Genomic DNA, 18444 nt, shown 5'->3' with positions numbered 1-18444 from the left:
ATATGAAAAAGGAATATTTAACTTTAGATAAAATTCAAGGCCCTTTAATAGTATTATCTGAGGTAAAGGGAGTATCTTATGATGAAATAGTTGATATAGTAGTAAATGAAAATGAAAGAAAAAAGGGTAAGGTAGTTCAAATAGATGGAGATAAGGTGGTAATACAGGTATTTGAAACAACTACTGGCATATCTACTCAAAATACTGCTGTAAGTTTCACAGGAGGGCCTCTTTCTATAAGCCTCTCAGAGGATATCTTGGGAAGGGAATTTAATGGAGTGGGAGAGCCCCGAGATGGTGGTGGGAAAATATATACAAGTACTAAATATAATGTAAACGGAAGACCTATGAATCCTGCTGCTAGAAAATATCCGCGAAATTTTATTGAAACAGGTATATCTTCAATAGATTGCCTAAGTACTCTCATCAGAGGACAAAAGCTACCTATATTTTCTGGAAATGGCATGCCGCATAATGAACTAGCTGCTCAAATTGTAAGACAGGCAAAGTTAAGCGGAAATTCAAAGGGTGAGTTTGCAGTAGTATTTGCAGCTATGGGAATAAAGCATGATGATGCAAATTTTTTTAGAAAAAAGTTTGAAGAAGCAGGAGTTCTAGAAAGAGTTGTTATGTATACTAATTTAGCAGATGACCCCATAGTAGAAAGAATTGCTACTCCACGCTGTGCATTAACTGCAGCAGAATACCTTGCATTTGAAAAGGGAATGCACATATTAGTAATAATGACTGATATAACAAACTATTCGGAAGCGCTAAGAGAAATTTCATCTTCTCGGGAAGAAGTGCCAAGTAGGAAAGGGTATCCGGGATATCTTTATTCAGATTTAGCTTCCCTTTATGAAAGAGCTGGAATGATGAAAGGAAGAGAGGGATCTATAACACAAATACCAATACTTACAATGCCAAATGATGATATTACCCATCCTATACCTGATTTAACAGGGTATATTACAGAAGGGCAAATAGTTTTAAATAGAGGCGTATACCAAAAGAATATATATCCACCAGTAAATATACTCCCATCGTTATCAAGACTTATGAAAGACGGAATAGGTGAAGATTACACAAGAGCAGATCATCCAGATGTGTCAAATCAGCTTTTTTCAAGTTATTCCCATGTTCAGGATGTAGTGGCACTAGCCCAAGTAATAGGAGAAGATGAATTGTCGGAAATAGATAAAATATACGTGGAATTTGGAAGACAATTTGAGGAAAGGTTTTTAAAACAGGGATTTGAAGAAGATAGAAGTATAGGGGAAACTTTAGATTTAGCATGGGATATACTTTCAATTTTACCTAAGGGGGAACTTGATAGGGTAAATCCTAAAATACTTGATGAATATTACAGAGGTGAAGCTTAATGGAAAATCTAGCTCCTACCAAGGCGAATTTAATAAGTGCAAAAAGTTCACTTGAGTTTTCTAAGCAGGGTTTTGAACTTTTAGATAGAAAAAGAAATGTGCTTATAAGAGAACTTATGGAGTATGTGGATAAGGCAAAAAGTATTCAAGATAAAATCAATAAAATATTTTCAGAAGCTTATAAGGCGCTTGAAAGAGCTAATATAACCATGGGTATATATGAAGTTGAAGAAATAGCCATGGCAGTTCCTGAAGCAAATGATTATGATATACTTTTTAAATCTGTTATGGGGGTGGAAGTTCCTCGTGTATATTTTAACAAAGAAGATATAAAGCCATCCTATGGATTTTATAAGAGTAATACTGCAATGGATTTAGCGTATAAAAGTTTTAATGAAGTAAAATATCTCATATATGAGCTAGCGGAATTAGAAAATGCAATATATAGACTTGCGATGGAAGTTAAAAAAACACAGAAAAGAGCCAATGCATTAGAAAATATACAAATACCAAGGTTTAGGGCAACTGTTAAAAGCATTAGTGAAGTATTAGAAGAGAAGGAAAGAGAAGATTTCTTTAGGCTTAAAGTTGTAAAGAAGAAAAAGTAAGAAAAGTTGGCACTTTTAAGAATAAATTAGCCTTTTCTGTGATTTGCTTTAAAGGTATGAAAATTATATAATACCCATATATTTAAAATATATGGGTATTTTTTAACTAAAAATTAATTAAATAGAAAGTTTAAAAAGGTGAGAAAGCTATGAAAAAGGTATTGCATTTGGGATTAGATGTGGGTTCTACCACTGTGAAAATTGCAGTATTAGATGATTATTTTAATGTATTATATAGCAAATATGAAAGGCATTTTTCAGACATTAAAAGCACTATGATAAAAGTAATAAAAGAAACCTATAAAATCTTTAGCGATTATCACGTAACTATAATGGTTACTGGATCTGGTGGCCTTGCAGTTTCTAAGTGGATTAATATACCTTTTATCCAAGAAGTAATAGCATGTACAACTACTATAGATAAATTTATACCTGAAACAGACGTTGCTATAGAACTTGGAGGAGAAGATGCAAAAATAACCTTTTTCCGGGGTGGCCTTGACCAAAGGATGAATGGAACCTGCGCAGGGGGCACGGGGGCGTTCATAGATCAAATGGCATCGCTTCTTAAGACTGATGCAGAAGGATTAAACGAGCTTGCTAGAAATTACAATGTAATATATTCTATTGCAGCTAGATGTGGAGTTTTTGCAAAAACTGATGTACAACCTCTTTTAAATGAAGGAGCGGCTAAAGAGGACATAGCAGCTTCAATATTTCAAGCTGTAGTTAATCAAACCATTAGTGGACTTGCTTGTGGAAAAGTTATAAAGGGTAATGTGGCTTTTTTAGGTGGTCCACTTTGTTTTTTATCAGAACTAAGGCAAAGGTTTATAGAAACATTGAATTTAAAAGAAGAAGAAGTTATCTTTCCGGAGAACTCTCAGATTTTTGTTGCCATGGGAGCTGCAATTTCATCGATAGATGGGAAAGCAATTAAGTTTAGTGAATTAAATGACAGATTAAAAGTATTGAATGAAGATATAAATGAAGAAACTAAAGCATTGCAGCCATTATTTTCATCTGAAGAAGAGTTATTAAAATTTAAGAAAAGACATGATGAAAATAAAGTAAGAACTAAAGATATAAAAGAACATAAGGGAAACTGTTACTTAGGTATAGATGCAGGCTCCACTACAACTAAAGTAGCTTTAATTAACGAAAAAGGTGAGCTTTTATATTCTCATTATGGGAGTAATGAAGGAAATCCTTTAAAATCTGTGATTAATGTTTTGAAAGATCTTTATGGAAAATTACCTAAAGAGGCTAGAATTGCAAATTCTACTATAACAGGTTATGGAGAAGGTTTAATAAAGAATGCCTTATCTGTAGATATAGGTGAAGTAGAAACTATTGCTCATTATAAGGCTGCAGATTTCTTTCTACCGGGGGTAGATTTTATATTAGATATCGGTGGACAGGATATGAAATGCCTTAAAATAAAGAACGGGGTAATAGATAGCATAATGTTAAATGAAGCGTGTTCTTCAGGCTGCGGTTCTTTTATTGAGACTTTTGCAAATTCTCTTAATATGAAGGTGCAGGACTTCGCTAAAGAAGCGCTTATTTCTAAAAAGCCAGTGGATTTAGGTTCAAGATGTACAGTTTTTATGAACTCCAAAGTTAAACAAGCTCAAAAGGAAGGAGCCACTGTAGGAGATATATCTGCAGGATTATCTTATTCTGTAATAAAAAATGCACTTTTCAAGGTTATAAAGGTAAGAAATGCTGAAGGTTTAGGTGAAAAGCCAATTGTCCAAGGAGGAACCTTTTACAACGATGCGGTACTTCGTGCCTTTGAGTGTGTTTCAGGAAGAGAAGCTGTGAGGCCTGATATAGCAGGCCTTATGGGAGCTTTTGGAGCAGCCATTATTTCAAAGGAAAGATATAAGGAAGCGCATATTACTACACTGATTCCGTTAGAAGAACTTGAAAGTTTCAAATGGAATACATCTATGAAAAGGTGTGGAAAGTGTGCAAATAATTGTCTTTTGACTGTGAATAATTTTTCAGATAGTTCTAAGTTTATTTCAGGTAATAGATGTGAAAGAGGAGTAGAAAAAGAAAGCTCTAGTGAAGATGTACCAAACTTATTTGAATATAAATATAAAAGACTATTTAACTATATTCCTTTGAAAAAGGAAGAAGCTATCAGAGGAAGTGTAGGAATACCAAGAGTTTTAAATATGTATGAGAATTATCCATTTTGGTTTACATTTTTTAATGAGCTTAGATTCAGAGTGGAAATTTCACCTAGATCATCTAAAACTATTTATGAACTTGGGCTAGAAACGATACCTTCAGAATCTGCGTGCTATCCAGCAAAGATTGTTCATGGACACATAATGAGTCTTGTGAACAGGGGGGTGAATTTTATATTTTATCCTTCCATTCCTTATGAACAAAAGGAATTTAAAGAAGCAAATAATCATTTTAATTGTCCTATAGTTACATCTTACCCTGAAGTAATTAAAAATAATATGGATATATTAAATGAAAGACATATTAAATTTATGAATCCCTTTTTACCTCTTGATGACGAAAAGAAGATGTTTAGAAGGCTAAGAGTTGAGTTAAGTGAATTTAATATTTCAAATGTTGAACTTCAAAGAGCGTTAAAACTTGCATATGAAGAGGATAAGAAAGTTAAAAGTGATATACGAATAAAAGGCGAAGAAGTAGTAAAATATTTAAATACTACAGGTAAAAAAGGAGTAGTGTTAGCGGGGAGACCATATCATTTAGATCCTGAAATAAATCATGGGATTCCTGAAGTTATAACATCTTTTGGTATAGCTGTGCTGACAGAAGATTCAATAGCACAGTTAGGTAATGTAGAAAGACCTTTAAATGTTGTAGATCAATGGGTTTATCATTCACGACTTTATGCTGCAGCAAGTTTTGTAGCTAAGGAAAAAGATTTAGAACTTATACAGCTTAATTCTTTTGGCTGCGGACTTGATGCTGTAACCACAGATCAGGTACAGGAAATATTAAATTCCTATGGGAAAATATATACAGTACTTAAAATAGATGAAGGAAGCAATTTAGGTGCAGTAAAAATAAGAGTAAGATCTTTAATGGCTGCAATACAAGAAAGAGATAAAAGTGGTTTTGTGCCACATAAGATAATTGAACCGGAGAAGAGAGTAATTTTTACAAAGGAAATGAAAAAAAGACATACAATACTTTGCCCACAAATGGCGCCAATACATTTTGAATTAGTACAAGAAGCTTTTAATGAAGCGGGATATAATCTAGAAATACTTCCATCTGTAGATAGAAGTGCCATAGATGAAGGACTTAAGTATGTAAATAATGATGCTTGCTACCCATCTATAGTAGTAGTAGGTCAGATAATTGAAGCTTTAAAATCTGGAAAGTATGATTTGGGCAACACCTCAGTTATAATATCTCAAACTGGGGGAGGGTGTAGGGCCACAAATTATATAGCTTTTTTAAGAAGAGCATTAAAAGAAGCAGGTTTTAGTGGAATTCCTGTTATATCTGCAAATGTAGGAGGTCTCGAGAAAAATCCAGGATTTAAAGTAAGTTTAAGTCTTATTAATAAAGGACTTATGGCGCTTATTTATGGAGATTTACTTATGAGAGTACTTTATAAAGTAAGACCTTATGAAAAAATTCCTGGTTCTACTAATCAGCTTTTTAGAAAATGGATGGATAAGTGCAAGAATAGTATAAAAAGTGGAAATCATCAGGAGTTTGAAAATAATATTTGGAGTATAGTTAAAGAGTTTGATAACCTAGAGATAAGGAATATTATAAAACCTAAAGTTGGAGTGGTGGGAGAGATATTGGTAAAATTTCATCCAACTGCAAACAATGAAGTGATAGACATTTTAGAAAAAGAAGGAGCAGAAGTAGTAGTGCCTGATCTTTTAGATTTTTTTATGTATTGTGCTCATGGTGCTATATATAAATATGAAGAACTTTCAGGTTCGAAGGTTACAGCTGTTATTTCGAGTTCTGCTATAAAATTTATGGAGCTTTATAGAAAAGAAATGAAAAAGGCACTGAAATATAGTGATAGATTTAGTGCTCCGCAAAGCATTGAAGTTTTAGCTGAAGGAGCATCGAAAATACTTTCCTTAGGAAATCAAACAGGGGAAGGGTGGTTTTTAACTGGTGAGATGGTAGAACTTATTGAAACTGGAGTTAAAAATATAATATGTATGCAGCCTTTTGCATGTCTTCCAAATCATGTGACAGGCAAGGGGATGATAAAAGAACTTAAAAGGATTTATCCAGGTGCAAATATAGCTGCTATAGATTATGACCCTGGTGCCAGTGAAGTAAATCAGTTGAATAGAATAAAACTTATGCTATCCGTGGCAAATAAAAATCTTCAGTTTGAACAAAATACAGTACGCCACAAAGAGAAAAAACAAGATTTTGTGCAAGATTATAATGAAGGACTTCATTTGGGAATGTAAATACAGAATGCAAAATAAAGAGAAGTTCCGCTAAAGCGGAACTTCTTTAAAAGTTGTCAACTATCAAATAGTGACTATTAATTAAGTTTATTAGAAGAAGTTTACGAATGCAGTAATTATGATTGCATTTGTAAAGTCTATTAAGAATGCACCAACTATAGGTAATACGAAGAATGCTCTTGGAGCTGGTCCGAATTTTTCAGAAACTGATGTCATGTTAGCTATACCGTTTGGAGTAGCTCCCATACCAAATCCGCAGTGTCCAGCAGCCGCAATTGCAGCATCAAAGTCTTTACCCATGAAGTTAAATGTAACAAATGTTGAAAATAAAGCCATAAGTATTGTTTGAGAAACTAATATTACAAGCATTGGGCCTGCTATATCTGCAAGTTCCCATAATTTTAATCCAATTAAAGCCATTGAAAGGAATACGTTTAATCCTATGGTTCCAATTGCATCTGTACATTTTGCGTTAATGTGCCATTTACCAGTAGATTCTCCAACGTTTAATATTATAGCAGCAATTATCATCGCACTAACGTAAGCAGGAAGAGTTAGTCCCATATTCTTAAAGAAGTTTCCAAGTACTGCACCAATACCTATTGAAACTAAAACTATAGCAAGAGTTTTAAATAACTCTTCATAAGTAATTTCATCTACAACTTCAGAAGCAGCAGCAGCTGTATTTTGAGCTTCTTTAGAAATAGAAGGCTTTAAGCCTTTTCTTTTAATAAGACTTTGTCCTATAGGTCCACCTATTATAGAACCCATAACTAGTCCGAAAGTTGCAGCTGCCATTGCAGCTGTTAAAGCACCTTGCATACCTTGGCTTTCGAATAAAGCACCAAAGGCAGCACCAGTACCATGTCCACCTGTCATAGTTATAGAACCAGCAATTAATCCAAGTTTTGGATCAATTCCAAGTACATTTGATAATATAACACTTAAACCATCCTGGAATATACAAAGCACAGAAGCAAGTAACCAGAATATAACAACCTGTAATCCACCTTTTTTTATTAAGTCTATGCTAGCACCCATACCTATTGTGGTAAAGAATACCATCATAAAAGGGGATTGTAACGTAGTATCCATTTCAAGTTTTAAAATTCCATTTTGTCTTAGTATAAGGTTTACAATTGCAAATACAAGTCCACCAACAACAGGTGCAGGTATACAGAATTTTTCAAGTACGCTTACTTTTGATCTAAGCCAGCCACCAAAGTAGTATACAACAACTGCTAAAGCTGTGGTCTGCATCATATCTAATTTAAATTGCATAAAAAATACCACCTTTCTTAAATGTAAATATTGTTAAAATATTAATTATGTAAAAATAATATTAAGTTAAAAATAAATCATATATTTGATATCCTTAAGGAACATTTAATATACTAGCATAAATATTTTCATAATTCAACATTTTTTTATAAATAATTTTAATAATGCAATATTTTTCAGAAAATATTGAATGAAGATAGAGCAAAATGTCGATAAAAAGAAAATGTATATGATTACATATACAATAATTTTTGGTGAAAATTATATTAAAATTAAATAATTGTTAATTTTGTAACTGGCTTAAACTAGGAGGATGCGAGGGGATCCATTCGACTAATCATAATAGAATAATAGCAATTGATAATTTTTTAAATACATAAATTGTCATAATTCGTTGAAAATGAAGGGATGCTTTTATAAGCGGTCATATTTTAAAATATATACTAAATAGTAGAGGAGTGTAGAGAGTAAATAAATTATAAACTTAGCTTGAAAAGTTTATAAAATAAAAAAGCACTGAGGAACTTGTCCGTCAGTGCTTTTTTCAAAGCTTAATTACTTTAAGAAGTTAGTAAATGTAGTGATTACTAGTGCATTAGTAAAGTCGATTAAGAATGCACCAACTATAGGTAATGCGAAGAATGCTCTTGGAGCTGGTCCGAATCTGTCAACAACAGATTTCATATTAGCCATTGCATTTGGAGTAGCTCCCATACCAAATCCGCAGTGTCCAGCAGCCATTACAGCAGCATCAAAGTCTTTACCCATAACATTGTAAGTTATGAATGTTGCAAATAGTGCCATTATAATAACTTGAGCTACAAGTATTATAAGCATTGGTCCTGCAACTGCTGCAAGTTCCCAAAGTTTTAATCCAACTAATGCCATGGATAAGAACATGTTAAGTCCTATATTTCCAATTAAATCAGTACACTTTGAATTTATGCGCCATTTTCCAGTAGATTCGCCAACATTTAATATAATAGCAGCTATAATCATTGAGTTAACATAGGATGGAAGAGTGATTCCAGCTTTCTTGAAGAATTTTTCAAGTATAGCACCTATACCAACAGCTATTAAAAGTAATGCAAATGATTTAAATAAGGATTCGTAAGTAATTTCATCTTCAGCTTCAATAGCTCCAGCAGCTTCCTTAGCAGCTTGAGAAACATTTGGCTTTAAGCCTTTCTTTTCAATAAGTCTCTTACCAACAGGACCACCAATTATTGAACCAGCAACAAGTCCGAATGTAGCTGATGCCATTGCAAATGTAGTAGCACCTGTAAGACCCATTTGTTCGAATATTGGAGCAAATGCACCACCAGTACCATGTCCACCTGTCATTGTAACGGAACCGGTAATAAGTCCTAGTAAAGGATTTTGTCCTAGCGCAGTTGCTAAAGTTACACCAACACCATTTTGTATTATACAAAGTACAGATGCAAGTACCCAGAATAAAACAACCTGAATACCACCTTTTTTAACAAGTTCTAAGCTTGCTGTAAAACCTATAGATGTAAAGAAAATCATCATAAACGGGCTTTGTAATGTTGTGTCCAAACTTAAAGTTACAACACCAGTTTGTTTTAAAATAAGATTTAATATAGAGAATATAATTCCTCCTACAACTGGGTCTGGAATACAGAACTTATAAAGTAACTGCCATTTTGATTTTACCCAGCCACCAAAGTAGTAAACTACTACTGCTAATGCAGCGGTCTGCATCATGTCTAATTTTAATTCCATAATAAGTCCACCTTTCTTATAAAAATTTAATTAAATTAGTGAAATATGAAAACGTTATGTTTGCTACACTTATTATTATACACAAAGTGATAAAAAAAGCAATCTAAAAAATTAAAAAAATGAATAAAAAATAAAAAAAAAATCATTTATCAAAAAAAAGTGAATAATATTTATCTTCTTGAATAAATATACCTAAATTTTTAACAAAAAATTTATAAAACTATAAGACTACTATAAAAAATGTTAAAAAAATACAAATTGCAATGTAAACAAAGATACAAAAATGTTGAAAAAAGCATTTTAGTGCCTTTGCACATTATATAATTACATATCAGTTATATCAATGGTTTAGCTATGAATTATTAAACAATATAATGCATTAAAATACTATATTTTAATATTTTAAAGTGAGTTTAAATATAAAGTTAATATTAATGCATAACGTATTATAAATATTACCAAAATGATTAAATAATTATGAATAAATGATTTATTATTATATTGGAATTAAGGAGAATAATATTATGCTTAGTAAAGAAATTATTTTAAATGTGAAATAATACATACATAATATTTCATTTATCGACAAAATTATCGAAAGTCAAAGATAGGGTTTATATTAGTATTATATGATTGCATGATGCTTGTATTTATGGTTTGTAAGAAAGGGTAGAAGAACAATATAATAGACAAATACTAACCACCAATAATGAATGTTATAAACATAACTTTCGCTATTGATGGTTAGTGTTCAACAACTTGAGCTAACTATACATAAAAAGATACAAGGTTCTATTTTGCAAAAAAGTTTGTAAAGGTTGTTATTATAAGAGCATTTGCAAAGTCTATTAAAAATGCTCCAACTATAGGTAACACGAAAAATGCCCTAGGGGCTGGGCCGAATCTGTCTACAACGGATTTCATATTTGCCATAGCTACAGGAGTTGCGCCCATACCGAATCCGCAGTGTCCTGCAGACATAACAGCGGCGTCAAAGTCTCTACCGGTTAAATTAAATGTTACAAACATTGCAAATATAAATACTAGTATTGTTTGACAGATAAGTATTATAACCATAGGGCCTGCTACAGCTGCCAGTTCCCAAAGTTTTAAACCTATGAGAGCCATGGATAAAAAAACATTCAAACCTATATTACCTAAAATATCCATACACTTACTGTTTACATTCCACTTGCCAGAAAGTTCTCCGGTGTTTAGTATTATGGCAGCAATTATCATAGAGTTAACATAAGACGGAAGTGTTAATCCTAAATTCTTGAAGAATTTTTCAAGTACTGCTCCTATGGCTATAGCTATAAGAAGAAGGGCAAAAGATCTGAACAATTCCTCGTAGGTAACTCTTTCTTCTATTTCATTTACTATGCTGCCTTTAGGTTTTTCTTCTTTTCTTGGTTCAAGTTTTTTTCTTTCTATTAATGATTTTGCTACAGGTCCACCTATTAGTGAACCAAATACAAGGCCCCAAGTAGCTGCAGCCATGGCAGCGGTCATTGCACCTTTGAGTCCCATGCTTTCATATAATGGGGCAAAGGCTGCCCCGGTCCCGTGTCCTCCTGTCATTGTAACAGAACCGCATATGAGTCCAAGTAGAGGGCTAGCGTTTAAAATTCCTGCAAGGGCTACGCCTAGAGCGTCTTGTAATACGGCAAGACCGGCGGCGCATCCCCAAAATATCAGAACTTGAACTCCGCCTTTTTTGATGAGTTCTAAGCTGGCTGTGAATCCTATAGAAGTAAAAAACACCATCATAAAAGGACTTTGGAGAGTGGTATCTAAATCAATTTTTAGTATATTGCTAAGTCTTAAAATTAAATTTAAAATGGAAAAGATAAGTCCTCCTACAACTGGAGCAGGAATACAAAATCTATAAAGTATAGTAAATTTTGTTCTTAACCATTCACCGAAGTAGTATATAACTACAGCTAATGCAGTGGTTTGCATCATATCAAGTTTTATGTTCATTAAACTCCATCCTTTCTTAATAATATTTAATCTTATAAAAGTTTTCCCTTAGAAAGGAATATTATACACAAGATATATGGAGTAAACCAAGTTGCAAGATAGAAATAAGAAATGTAAAAAAGAGAAAAGTAATAATTTTAAATTTTAAATGAAAAAAACAAAAATGCCTGTTCGAAATGAACAGACATTTTTGTTTTTTTCATAAATTCACTTTTAATATTTCATTAGAAAGGTATACTATTTAAAGATATTAGCAAATGTAGTTATAATTATTGCATTGGTGAAATCTATTAAGAAAGCACCAACTATAGGTAATGCAAAGAATGCTCTTGGAGCAGGTCCAAATCTTTCTACAACTGATTTCATATTTGCCATTGCGTTTGGAGTAGCGCCCATACCAAATCCACAATGTCCAGCGCCCATTACTGCAGCGTCAAAGTCTTTTCCCATTACATTGAATGTTATATAATAAGCAAATAACCACATTACAATAACTTGAGCTATAAGTATTATAAGCATTGGTCCTGCAACTGCTGCAAGTTCCCAAAGTTTTAATGATATTAAGGCCATGGACAAGAAGATATTAAGTCCAATCGAACCGATTATTTCTGTACATTTTTGGTTAACATGCCATTTACCATTTGATTCACCAACATTTAATATAATAGCAGCTATAATCATTGCACTAACGTAAGCTGGAAGAGTTATTCCTAATTTCTTAAAGAAGTTTCCAAGTACTGCTCCGATTCCAAGAGCTACTAAAAGTAAAGCAAAGCTTTTAAATAATTCATCATAAGATACAACTTCTTCAGCTGAAGCGCTAACTTCTGCGTCAGAAACATATAGTTCTGGATGAGGTTTAAGATTTTTCTTTTCTATTAATTTTCTACCAAGTGGTCCTCCTATTAATGAACCGGATACAAGACCGAAAGTTGCAGCTGCCATAGCAAATGTTGTAGCGCCTGCAAGTCCCATTTGTTCAAATACTGGACCGAAGGCACCACCTGTACCATGTCCGCCTGTCATTGTAACAGAGCCAGTGATAAGTCCAAGCAAAGGATTTTGTCCTAATGCCTTAGCGATTGTTACCCCAACTGCATCTTGAACGATACAAAGAACGGATGCTAATGCCCAAAATATAACAACTTGTATTCCGCCTTTTTTAACAAGTTGTAAGCTTGCTGTAAATCCTATAGAAGTAAAGAAAACCATCATAAATGGACTTTGTAATGTGGTGTCTAATGTTAATTTCAACGCACCACTTTGTCTTAAGAAAAGGTTTAATATTGAGAAGATAAGTCCGCCAACAACTGGATCTGGAATACAAAATTTGTAAAGTAATTTCCACTTAGATTTTACCCAACCGCCAAAGTAGTAAATTACTACCGCTAATGCAGTGGTTTGCATCATGTCCAATTTGATTTCCATAATAAGTCCACCATCCTTTTAAATAAATTTAAATAAAATAATAATGATAAAAATTAAACAACTTGTACTGAAAACGTTAACCTACAGTACAATTCTTATTATACATCAAATTATAAAAAAATCAATCTAAAAAGTTAAAAAAATGAATGTTATTTTAAAAATTATTCATTTTTCAGTAAAAAATGAATAATATAAATTTCAAGTTATAATAATACAAAAAGTTATAAAAAAATTAATAATTTTATTATATTATGAAAAGAAATAACTATTTTAAACGATTGGTTTATACAAAATTTTACAAGGTATGGTCGAAAAATAAATAATAAATCTATTAGTTTTATTGTTAAATATATTAAAGATTATTGATTTAAAAGGTTGATAATAAATGGTTTTTGAAATAAAAGTTATTTTGCATACTAATAAACTTTTTTAATTTATTTCAAAAAAATATATAAATATATGTATATGTATTTATAAAACGATTATAATAAAATAAAAATATTAACAAAATGTTAAAAAATGATGGATTTAGATGCGAAATTTGAAGTTTTTTATAAAATTTTAATAATATAAAAGATGTTGTTAAAAAGAAAAAATGAAATATTATTTTTAATATATTTCATATGCGTACCATTATATTGAATTTAAGGAATATATATAAAAGCTGCTTTGTAATACAACAAAGCAGCTTTGAAAATATTATTTTACTTCGCTTAAAACCTTAGTGCCTATAGAGTTATTAACAATATCTTTGAATGGTGGTCTTTTAGGAATTAAATCTGCTTTATAAGACTGTATTACATCCATTAATTTTGTCATAGATTCTTCCTTCAATATGGGATCTTCTGCAAAGGCATTTATACCCCTATAATTCTTTACAACAGAGATGATTACATCCTTATCTGTTCCAGGGAAGAAAGATATTATAGATTCAGCTACTTTTTCATCACTATTATTTTTAACCCATAGTTGTCCTCTATATAAGGCTTTTGTGAAGTTTTCTAGAAGAGCTTCGTTTTTTTCTATATATGACTTGGTTGCAAAAAATGCAGTATATCCCATATCGCCAACGGATTCTCCAATTGAAGCTACTATTTTACCTGAGTTATCTTTTTCAAGCATTGTAGCTGTAGGCTCAAATAAAGCAACATAATCTCCAGTGCCGGCTTTAAAAGCTCCGGAAGTTGCAGTAAAGGCTAAGTTGGTAATAAGCTTAACATCCTTAGCAGGATCTAATCCATGCTCTTTAAGGGCATATTCTAATGCCATTTCAGGTACTCCACCAGGTCTTCCGCCAATAATAGTTTTCCCTTTTAAGGATTCCCATTTGAAGTTATCTTCTTTAGTTCTGCCTACAAGGAAGGAACCATCTTTACGAGTTAAGTTAGCAAATATAACTGGAAAATCTTCTCTGTTTTGATTGTAAATGTAGATAACTTGCTCAGGACCGCAAAAACCTATATCAGCACTTCCGCTAAGTACCTGTTGCATGGTTTTATCTGGAACTATTTTCAAAAGACAAGTTTTTTCTATTTCTTCTAACGCCACCTATTGGAATAGTAGAGTTGGAATTAAATAAGTTTACTTTTAATTCAGCAGTCTTACTGTCCCACACAATGTAATTTACTATTTCTAAGAGATATTCACGCTTTTTTCCTATATCTTCTGTACATTCAAAAAGTTTTTGGAAGTTTTCTAATCTGTTATTAATTTCATCAATATAGTCTGTTTTTAAATCTGTATTATTAAGGAGAATTCTTAAAGAGGTTAGATTTTTTTCTAGTGAAGTGTTTTGATTTCTTAAGTTGTTAATCTCAGTTTTAAATTCTGAAATGATTATAGGATCATCGTCTAGTAGGGCTAATTTTCGTATTAAGCCTTGAATCATCTTATTATTAGTTTCTATTTGTTTTTCTAATTCAAGTTCTTCTTCTTTCATTAACTCATTCATGTTCTTGCTGCCTGATATTATTTCATCATAAGTATTTATAAGATCTTCTATAGTAACACCTTTTATATTGGATAGTATTAATTCTTCTGCTTTATCTGCGTTTAACATTTTACTAGAGCACCTATTGGAAGCTCTATTTTTTAAGTTACATCTATAATATCTTTCATATTTTCCGCTTTTAGGGTTATTTCTGCTCCAAGAACTCATTCCACTGCCGCATTCTCCGCAAACCAAAAGACCAGATAAAAGAAACTTATTTCCTGTGGCACTTCGAGGGGAGGCTTTTTCAGCATTTAGAGCATTGATGTTTTGACATTTAATCCATTGGTCACTAGGAATAATACCTTTATGCTTACCAACGGCTATAATCCATTCAGTTATTGGATTTGTCTTTTTACCACCAATTCTTTTATTATAGGTTAAAATCCCATTCTTACCATTAAAATCGCCACAAAGGGTGGCACCTAGATTTTTAAAGTAGTCATAAATCTTTTTATCTGCATAGGTATAAACAGGATTTTCTATAATTTGCTTCACAGTACCTTGAGAAAATTCTCCTCCATTTTTTCCTTTATAGTGATGGGTACATAGATAGTGAGCCACAGAAGGAAAGCCTTTTTTATCTAGATATAAATTAAAAATCAATTTAACTGTCTCAATTTCTTCAGGAACAACAATTAACTTATACATTTTTTTATTCTTATCATTAGAATCAACATAGTTAATAACTTCTGACTTAAAACCAAGTGGTGGAGTACCTCCAAGCCAGCGACCAGTTTTGGCTAGTTCCAGCATGTTATCTTTAACTCTTTCAGCTATGGTTTCTCGTTCAAGCTGTGCAAAGACAGAGGCTATATATACCATAGCACGTCCAATAGGAGTAGAGGTATCAAAGTGCTCTTTAATAGAAACAAAATCAATATTAAATTTTTGAAGGTTCTCTAAAGTAGAAGAAAAGTCAGCTACATTACGAGAAATTCTATCTAATCTATAACAGATTAGTATGGAAAACTTTTTAGCTTTGGCATCCTTCATCATTTCTTTAAACTTGGGGCGGTTAATATTTCCTCCACTAAAACCTTCATCTGTATAATATAAGAACTCAGTGATTCCTGTTTTAACACCATATTCTTTACAAAGTTGTATTTGATTATCTATAGATTCTCCTTTTTCTGTTTCAATAGATTTTCTAGCATAAATTGCTGCAATCATATCTGTACCTCCAAAAGCTCTACAATAAAGTTTATGTTGATATGAAGTTTAAAAGAATATTTTGAAATAAAACTCTTAGAAATGAATATTATAATTATGATAGTATTTTTAATGGTGATTTTGTGGGGAAAAGAAAAGAGATTTCGGTTACAGTAAATTGTTCAAAGGATGATAAGAGTTTAGAGGAACTAAATTATAAGAAAGTTGAAATTGTAATTAATATTTTAAAAGAAAAATATGGAGATGTGGTTTTAGAAGAGTACATTAATAGTATAAAAGAAAATAGGGATAACTATTCATAGAAAATTTTTATAATTAAAAGAGCTACCTCAAGAGGGTAGCTCTTTTAATTATAAAATATTAAAACAAAGAAGTTTGACATTTTATCAAGTAGAAATTGTTTAAAATTAAGATGTTTGTCCATAATCTCTAGCAAATAGATATATTAACTGAAAGAGGTGGATAAATTGAAATTGGTTATTAATACTCCAGGTGGTTATATAAACAAAGTAGATGAGAGATTTAAGATCACTGTAGAGGATGTAAAACAGGAATATTCAAGTAAGAAAGTAGAACAAATACTTATAACGACTTCAGCAACTATTAGTACAGATGCTTTAAAGTTAGCAGTAGAAAATAATATTGACGTTGTATTTTTAGATTACGGTGGAAAGCCCTTTGCTAGAGTTTGGCACCCTAAATTAGGAAGTATCTCTACCATAAGAAGATGCCAGTTGAAGTTAATAGATATACCTCTTGGAACTATGCTTTCAAAGGAATGGATTATTCAAAAATTAGATAATCAGATAGAGCATTTACAAAAATTGAAGGTAAATAGAAGTGAGGAGAAATCAGTAATTCTAGATGAAGCTATTGCAAAGATAGGTAAGGAGAAAGAGGCAATATTAAGTATAGAAGACTTACCAATTGAAGAAGTAAGAAATAATATAGAGGGGCATGAGGGCACAGCAGGAAGAATTTATTTTAATGCTCTTGGTAAGGCGATTCCTAGTCAATATGAATTTAAAGGTAGAAGCAAGAATCCGGCTGAAGATATGTTTAATTGTATGCTTAATTATGCATATGGGATACTATATTCAAATGTAGAAAGTGCTTGCATTATAGCAGGAATAGATCCTTATATAGGGGTTATGCATACTGATAATTACAATAAAAAAGCCATGGTTTTTGACATTATAGAAATGTATAGAGGTTATATGGATGAGATAGTCTTTAGATTATTTAGCAAGAGACAAGTAAAAAGAGATATGTTTGATGAGGTGAAGGGTGGCTTTTGGTTAAATAAAGAAGGAAAACAGCTTCTTATAGGGGCTGTAAACGATAGGTTTGCAGAGAAGATTAGATATAAGGAAAGGAATATAGAACTTGGAAATGTAATTCAATATGACTGTCATAACATAGCTAACAGAATATTGAAGGAGGTAGGAGCATAATGCTGGTTTGGGTAGTTTATGATATTTTGGAAACAAAAATAAGAAATAAAGCGGTAAAGGCTTGTAAAAATAAAGGGCTATATAGGGTTCAGAAAAGCGTCTTTTTAGGAATTTTAGATAAAAATCAGAAGGATGAACTTAAAATTATAATGGAGGATATTATAGACATGGACACAGATTCGGTATATATTTTCCCATCAGATAAAAATTTTTTAGGATATACGGATTTAATAGGTCAAGGATTTGATAAGGAGCTGATAGCAGATGTGGTCAACTCAAAGTTTATTTAATGAAAATGAAGTGTACATAACCCCCTCGGAAATTATTGAATTTATGTATTGTCCAAGATTTATATACTTTATGAAATGTTTAGGAATAAGACAATATGAGGAAAACAGGTACAAGGTAATAAAGGGAAGAAATGTGCATGAAGATAAAAGCAAGCAGAATGTGGATTATGTAAGGAAAAAGATAGGTGGAGAATCAAAATATCAAAATGTTTATTTAGTATCTAAAGCTGTAGGGATGAGAGGAATAGTAGACGAAATTTATAAATTAAGAGATGGAAGTTATGCACCATTAGATTATAAGTATGCTGAATATAAGGAAAAGGACTTTTTAACATATCAGACACAGATGGCTCTCTATTCATTAGCTGTAGAAGAAATGTATAGCTGCAAAGTAAGCAAAATGTTCTTGGTATATGTAAGAAGCAAGAATATGTTAAAAGAAATAGATTTTGATGAGAAGTTGAGAAAACAGACTAAAAAAGCATTGGAAGATTATAAAAAGGTTATTTACGGGTATTATCCTAAGGCTACAAGGTATAAGGCTAGATGTTTGGATTGTTGTTATAGAAATATTTGCGAGAGGTAGGCAGGGTATTGGAAATTAATGTTGAATACATATTAATATGGTAAATATTAATGTTCTTCGATGGAGGAA

The 18444-nt window shown here is 31.9% G+C and carries 13 protein-coding genes; 7 read left to right on the top strand and 6 right to left on the bottom strand.

Annotated features, from left to right (window positions below; genetic code table 11):
• The first annotated feature begins 2 nt into the window (after positions 1–2).
• The 3 genes from BSD9I1_RS15155 (at position 3) to BSD9I1_RS15145 (ending at position 6444) form a co-directional block, all read left to right on the top strand.
• Positions 3–1382, top strand: coding sequence for a V-type ATP synthase subunit B (locus BSD9I1_RS15155; protein WP_186431035.1), 1380 nt, complete (start codon positions 3–5; stop codon positions 1380–1382).
• Positions 1382–1990 (top strand): V-type ATP synthase subunit D, encoded by a 609-nt coding sequence (locus tag BSD9I1_RS15150; RefSeq protein WP_186431034.1) that lies wholly within the window; start codon positions 1382–1384, stop codon positions 1988–1990. The genes BSD9I1_RS15155 and BSD9I1_RS15150 overlap by 1 nt, the downstream gene beginning before the upstream one ends.
• Before the next feature lie 149 nt (positions 1991–2139).
• On the top strand, positions 2140–6444 hold the full coding sequence (locus BSD9I1_RS15145; RefSeq protein WP_186431033.1) for a 2-hydroxyacyl-CoA dehydratase: 4305 nt from the start codon (positions 2140–2142) through the stop codon (positions 6442–6444).
• A gap of 90 nt (positions 6445–6534) precedes the next feature.
• Here the strand turns inward: BSD9I1_RS15145 and gltS (BSD9I1_RS15140) are convergent, their stop codons facing one another.
• From gltS (BSD9I1_RS15140) to BSD9I1_RS15115, 6 genes are all read right to left on the bottom strand, one after another.
• Complete coding sequence (gene gltS, locus BSD9I1_RS15140) at positions 6535–7725, bottom strand: sodium/glutamate symporter (RefSeq protein WP_186431032.1); 1191 nt, start codon at positions 7723–7725, stop codon at positions 6535–6537.
• A 555-nt stretch (positions 7726–8280) separates the two neighbouring features.
• Positions 8281–9471 carry a sodium/glutamate symporter gene (gene gltS / locus BSD9I1_RS15135; RefSeq protein ID WP_186431031.1) on the bottom strand — a complete coding sequence of 397 codons (1191 nt, stop codon included), beginning with the start codon at positions 9469–9471 and terminating at the stop codon, positions 8281–8283.
• 792 nt (positions 9472–10263) lie between these two features.
• Positions 10264–11454 carry a sodium/glutamate symporter gene (gltS, locus tag BSD9I1_RS15130; RefSeq protein WP_186431030.1) on the bottom strand — a complete coding sequence of 397 codons (1191 nt, stop codon included), beginning with the start codon at positions 11452–11454 and terminating at the stop codon, positions 10264–10266.
• 237 nt (positions 11455–11691) lie between these two features.
• A complete protein-coding gene (gene gltS, locus BSD9I1_RS15125; protein WP_186431029.1) occupies positions 11692–12882 on the bottom strand; it encodes a sodium/glutamate symporter in 1191 nt (396 codons plus the stop codon).
• 699 nt (positions 12883–13581) lie between these two features.
• On the bottom strand, positions 13582–14373 hold the full coding sequence (locus tag BSD9I1_RS15120) for an ABC transporter substrate-binding protein (RefSeq protein WP_186431115.1): 792 nt from the start codon (positions 14371–14373) through the stop codon (positions 13582–13584).
• Positions 14374–14377: 4 nt separating this feature from the next.
• Positions 14378–16045: a recombinase family protein gene (locus tag BSD9I1_RS15115; RefSeq protein WP_186431028.1), complete on the bottom strand. Its 1668-nt coding sequence runs from the start codon at positions 16043–16045 to the stop codon at positions 14378–14380.
• A 122-nt stretch (positions 16046–16167) separates the two neighbouring features.
• On the opposite strand from BSD9I1_RS15115, the gene BSD9I1_RS15110 reads away from it, so the two are divergent.
• The 4 genes from BSD9I1_RS15110 (at position 16168) to cas4 (ending at position 18375) form a co-directional block, all read left to right on the top strand.
• Complete coding sequence (locus BSD9I1_RS15110; protein ID WP_186431027.1) at positions 16168–16347, top strand: hypothetical protein; 180 nt, start codon at positions 16168–16170, stop codon at positions 16345–16347.
• 165 nt (positions 16348–16512) lie between these two features.
• Positions 16513–17499 (top strand): CRISPR-associated endonuclease Cas1, encoded by a 987-nt coding sequence (gene cas1 / locus BSD9I1_RS15105; protein ID WP_186431026.1) that lies wholly within the window; start codon positions 16513–16515, stop codon positions 17497–17499.
• The gene (gene cas2 / locus BSD9I1_RS15100; protein WP_186431025.1) at positions 17499–17789 is read left to right on the top strand and encodes a CRISPR-associated endonuclease Cas2; all 291 of its coding nucleotides are present in this window, start codon (positions 17499–17501) and stop codon (positions 17787–17789) included. Before cas1 ends, cas2 begins: the two co-directional genes overlap by 1 nt.
• Positions 17764–18375 carry a CRISPR-associated protein Cas4 gene (cas4, locus tag BSD9I1_RS15095; protein ID WP_186431024.1) on the top strand — a complete coding sequence of 204 codons (612 nt, stop codon included), beginning with the start codon at positions 17764–17766 and terminating at the stop codon, positions 18373–18375. The genes cas2 and cas4 overlap by 26 nt, the downstream gene beginning before the upstream one ends.
• Positions 18376–18444 lie beyond the last annotated feature (69 nt).

The sequence above is a fragment of the Clostridium sp. BSD9I1 genome, assembly GCF_900185645.1.
GTDB lineage: Bacteria > Bacillota > Clostridia > Clostridiales > Clostridiaceae > Clostridium_AK.
The sequence above is the reverse complement of the archived record's forward strand: the minus strand, read 5'-3'. Positions and strand labels throughout refer to the sequence as shown.

What these genes read in the sequence shown, in the direction of transcription:
- BSD9I1_RS15115 (WP_186431028.1), bottom strand. Translation starts at nt 16,045, where the DNA reads ATGATTGCAGCAATTTATGCTAGAAAATCTATTGAAACAGAAAAAGGA.
- gltS (WP_186431031.1), bottom strand. Translation starts at nt 9,471, where the DNA reads ATGGAATTAAAATTAGACATGATGCAGACCGCTGCATTAGCAGTAGTA.
- cas2 (WP_186431025.1), top strand. Translation starts at nt 17,499, where the DNA reads ATGCTGGTTTGGGTAGTTTATGATATTTTGGAAACAAAAATAAGAAAT.
- BSD9I1_RS15120 (WP_186431115.1), bottom strand. Translation starts at nt 14,373, where the DNA reads ATGCAACAGGTACTTAGCGGAAGTGCTGATATAGGTTTTTGCGGTCCT.
- gltS (WP_186431030.1), bottom strand. Translation starts at nt 11,454, where the DNA reads ATGAACATAAAACTTGATATGATGCAAACCACTGCATTAGCTGTAGTT.
- gltS (WP_186431032.1), bottom strand. Translation starts at nt 7,725, where the DNA reads ATGCAATTTAAATTAGATATGATGCAGACCACAGCTTTAGCAGTTGTT.
- BSD9I1_RS15155 (WP_186431035.1), top strand. Translation starts at nt 3, where the DNA reads ATGAAAAAGGAATATTTAACTTTAGATAAAATTCAAGGCCCTTTAATA.
- BSD9I1_RS15145 (WP_186431033.1), top strand. Translation starts at nt 2,140, where the DNA reads ATGAAAAAGGTATTGCATTTGGGATTAGATGTGGGTTCTACCACTGTG.
- gltS (WP_186431029.1), bottom strand. Translation starts at nt 12,882, where the DNA reads ATGGAAATCAAATTGGACATGATGCAAACCACTGCATTAGCGGTAGTA.
- cas4 (WP_186431024.1), top strand. Translation starts at nt 17,764, where the DNA reads ATGTGGTCAACTCAAAGTTTATTTAATGAAAATGAAGTGTACATAACC.
- BSD9I1_RS15150 (WP_186431034.1), top strand. Translation starts at nt 1,382, where the DNA reads ATGGAAAATCTAGCTCCTACCAAGGCGAATTTAATAAGTGCAAAAAGT.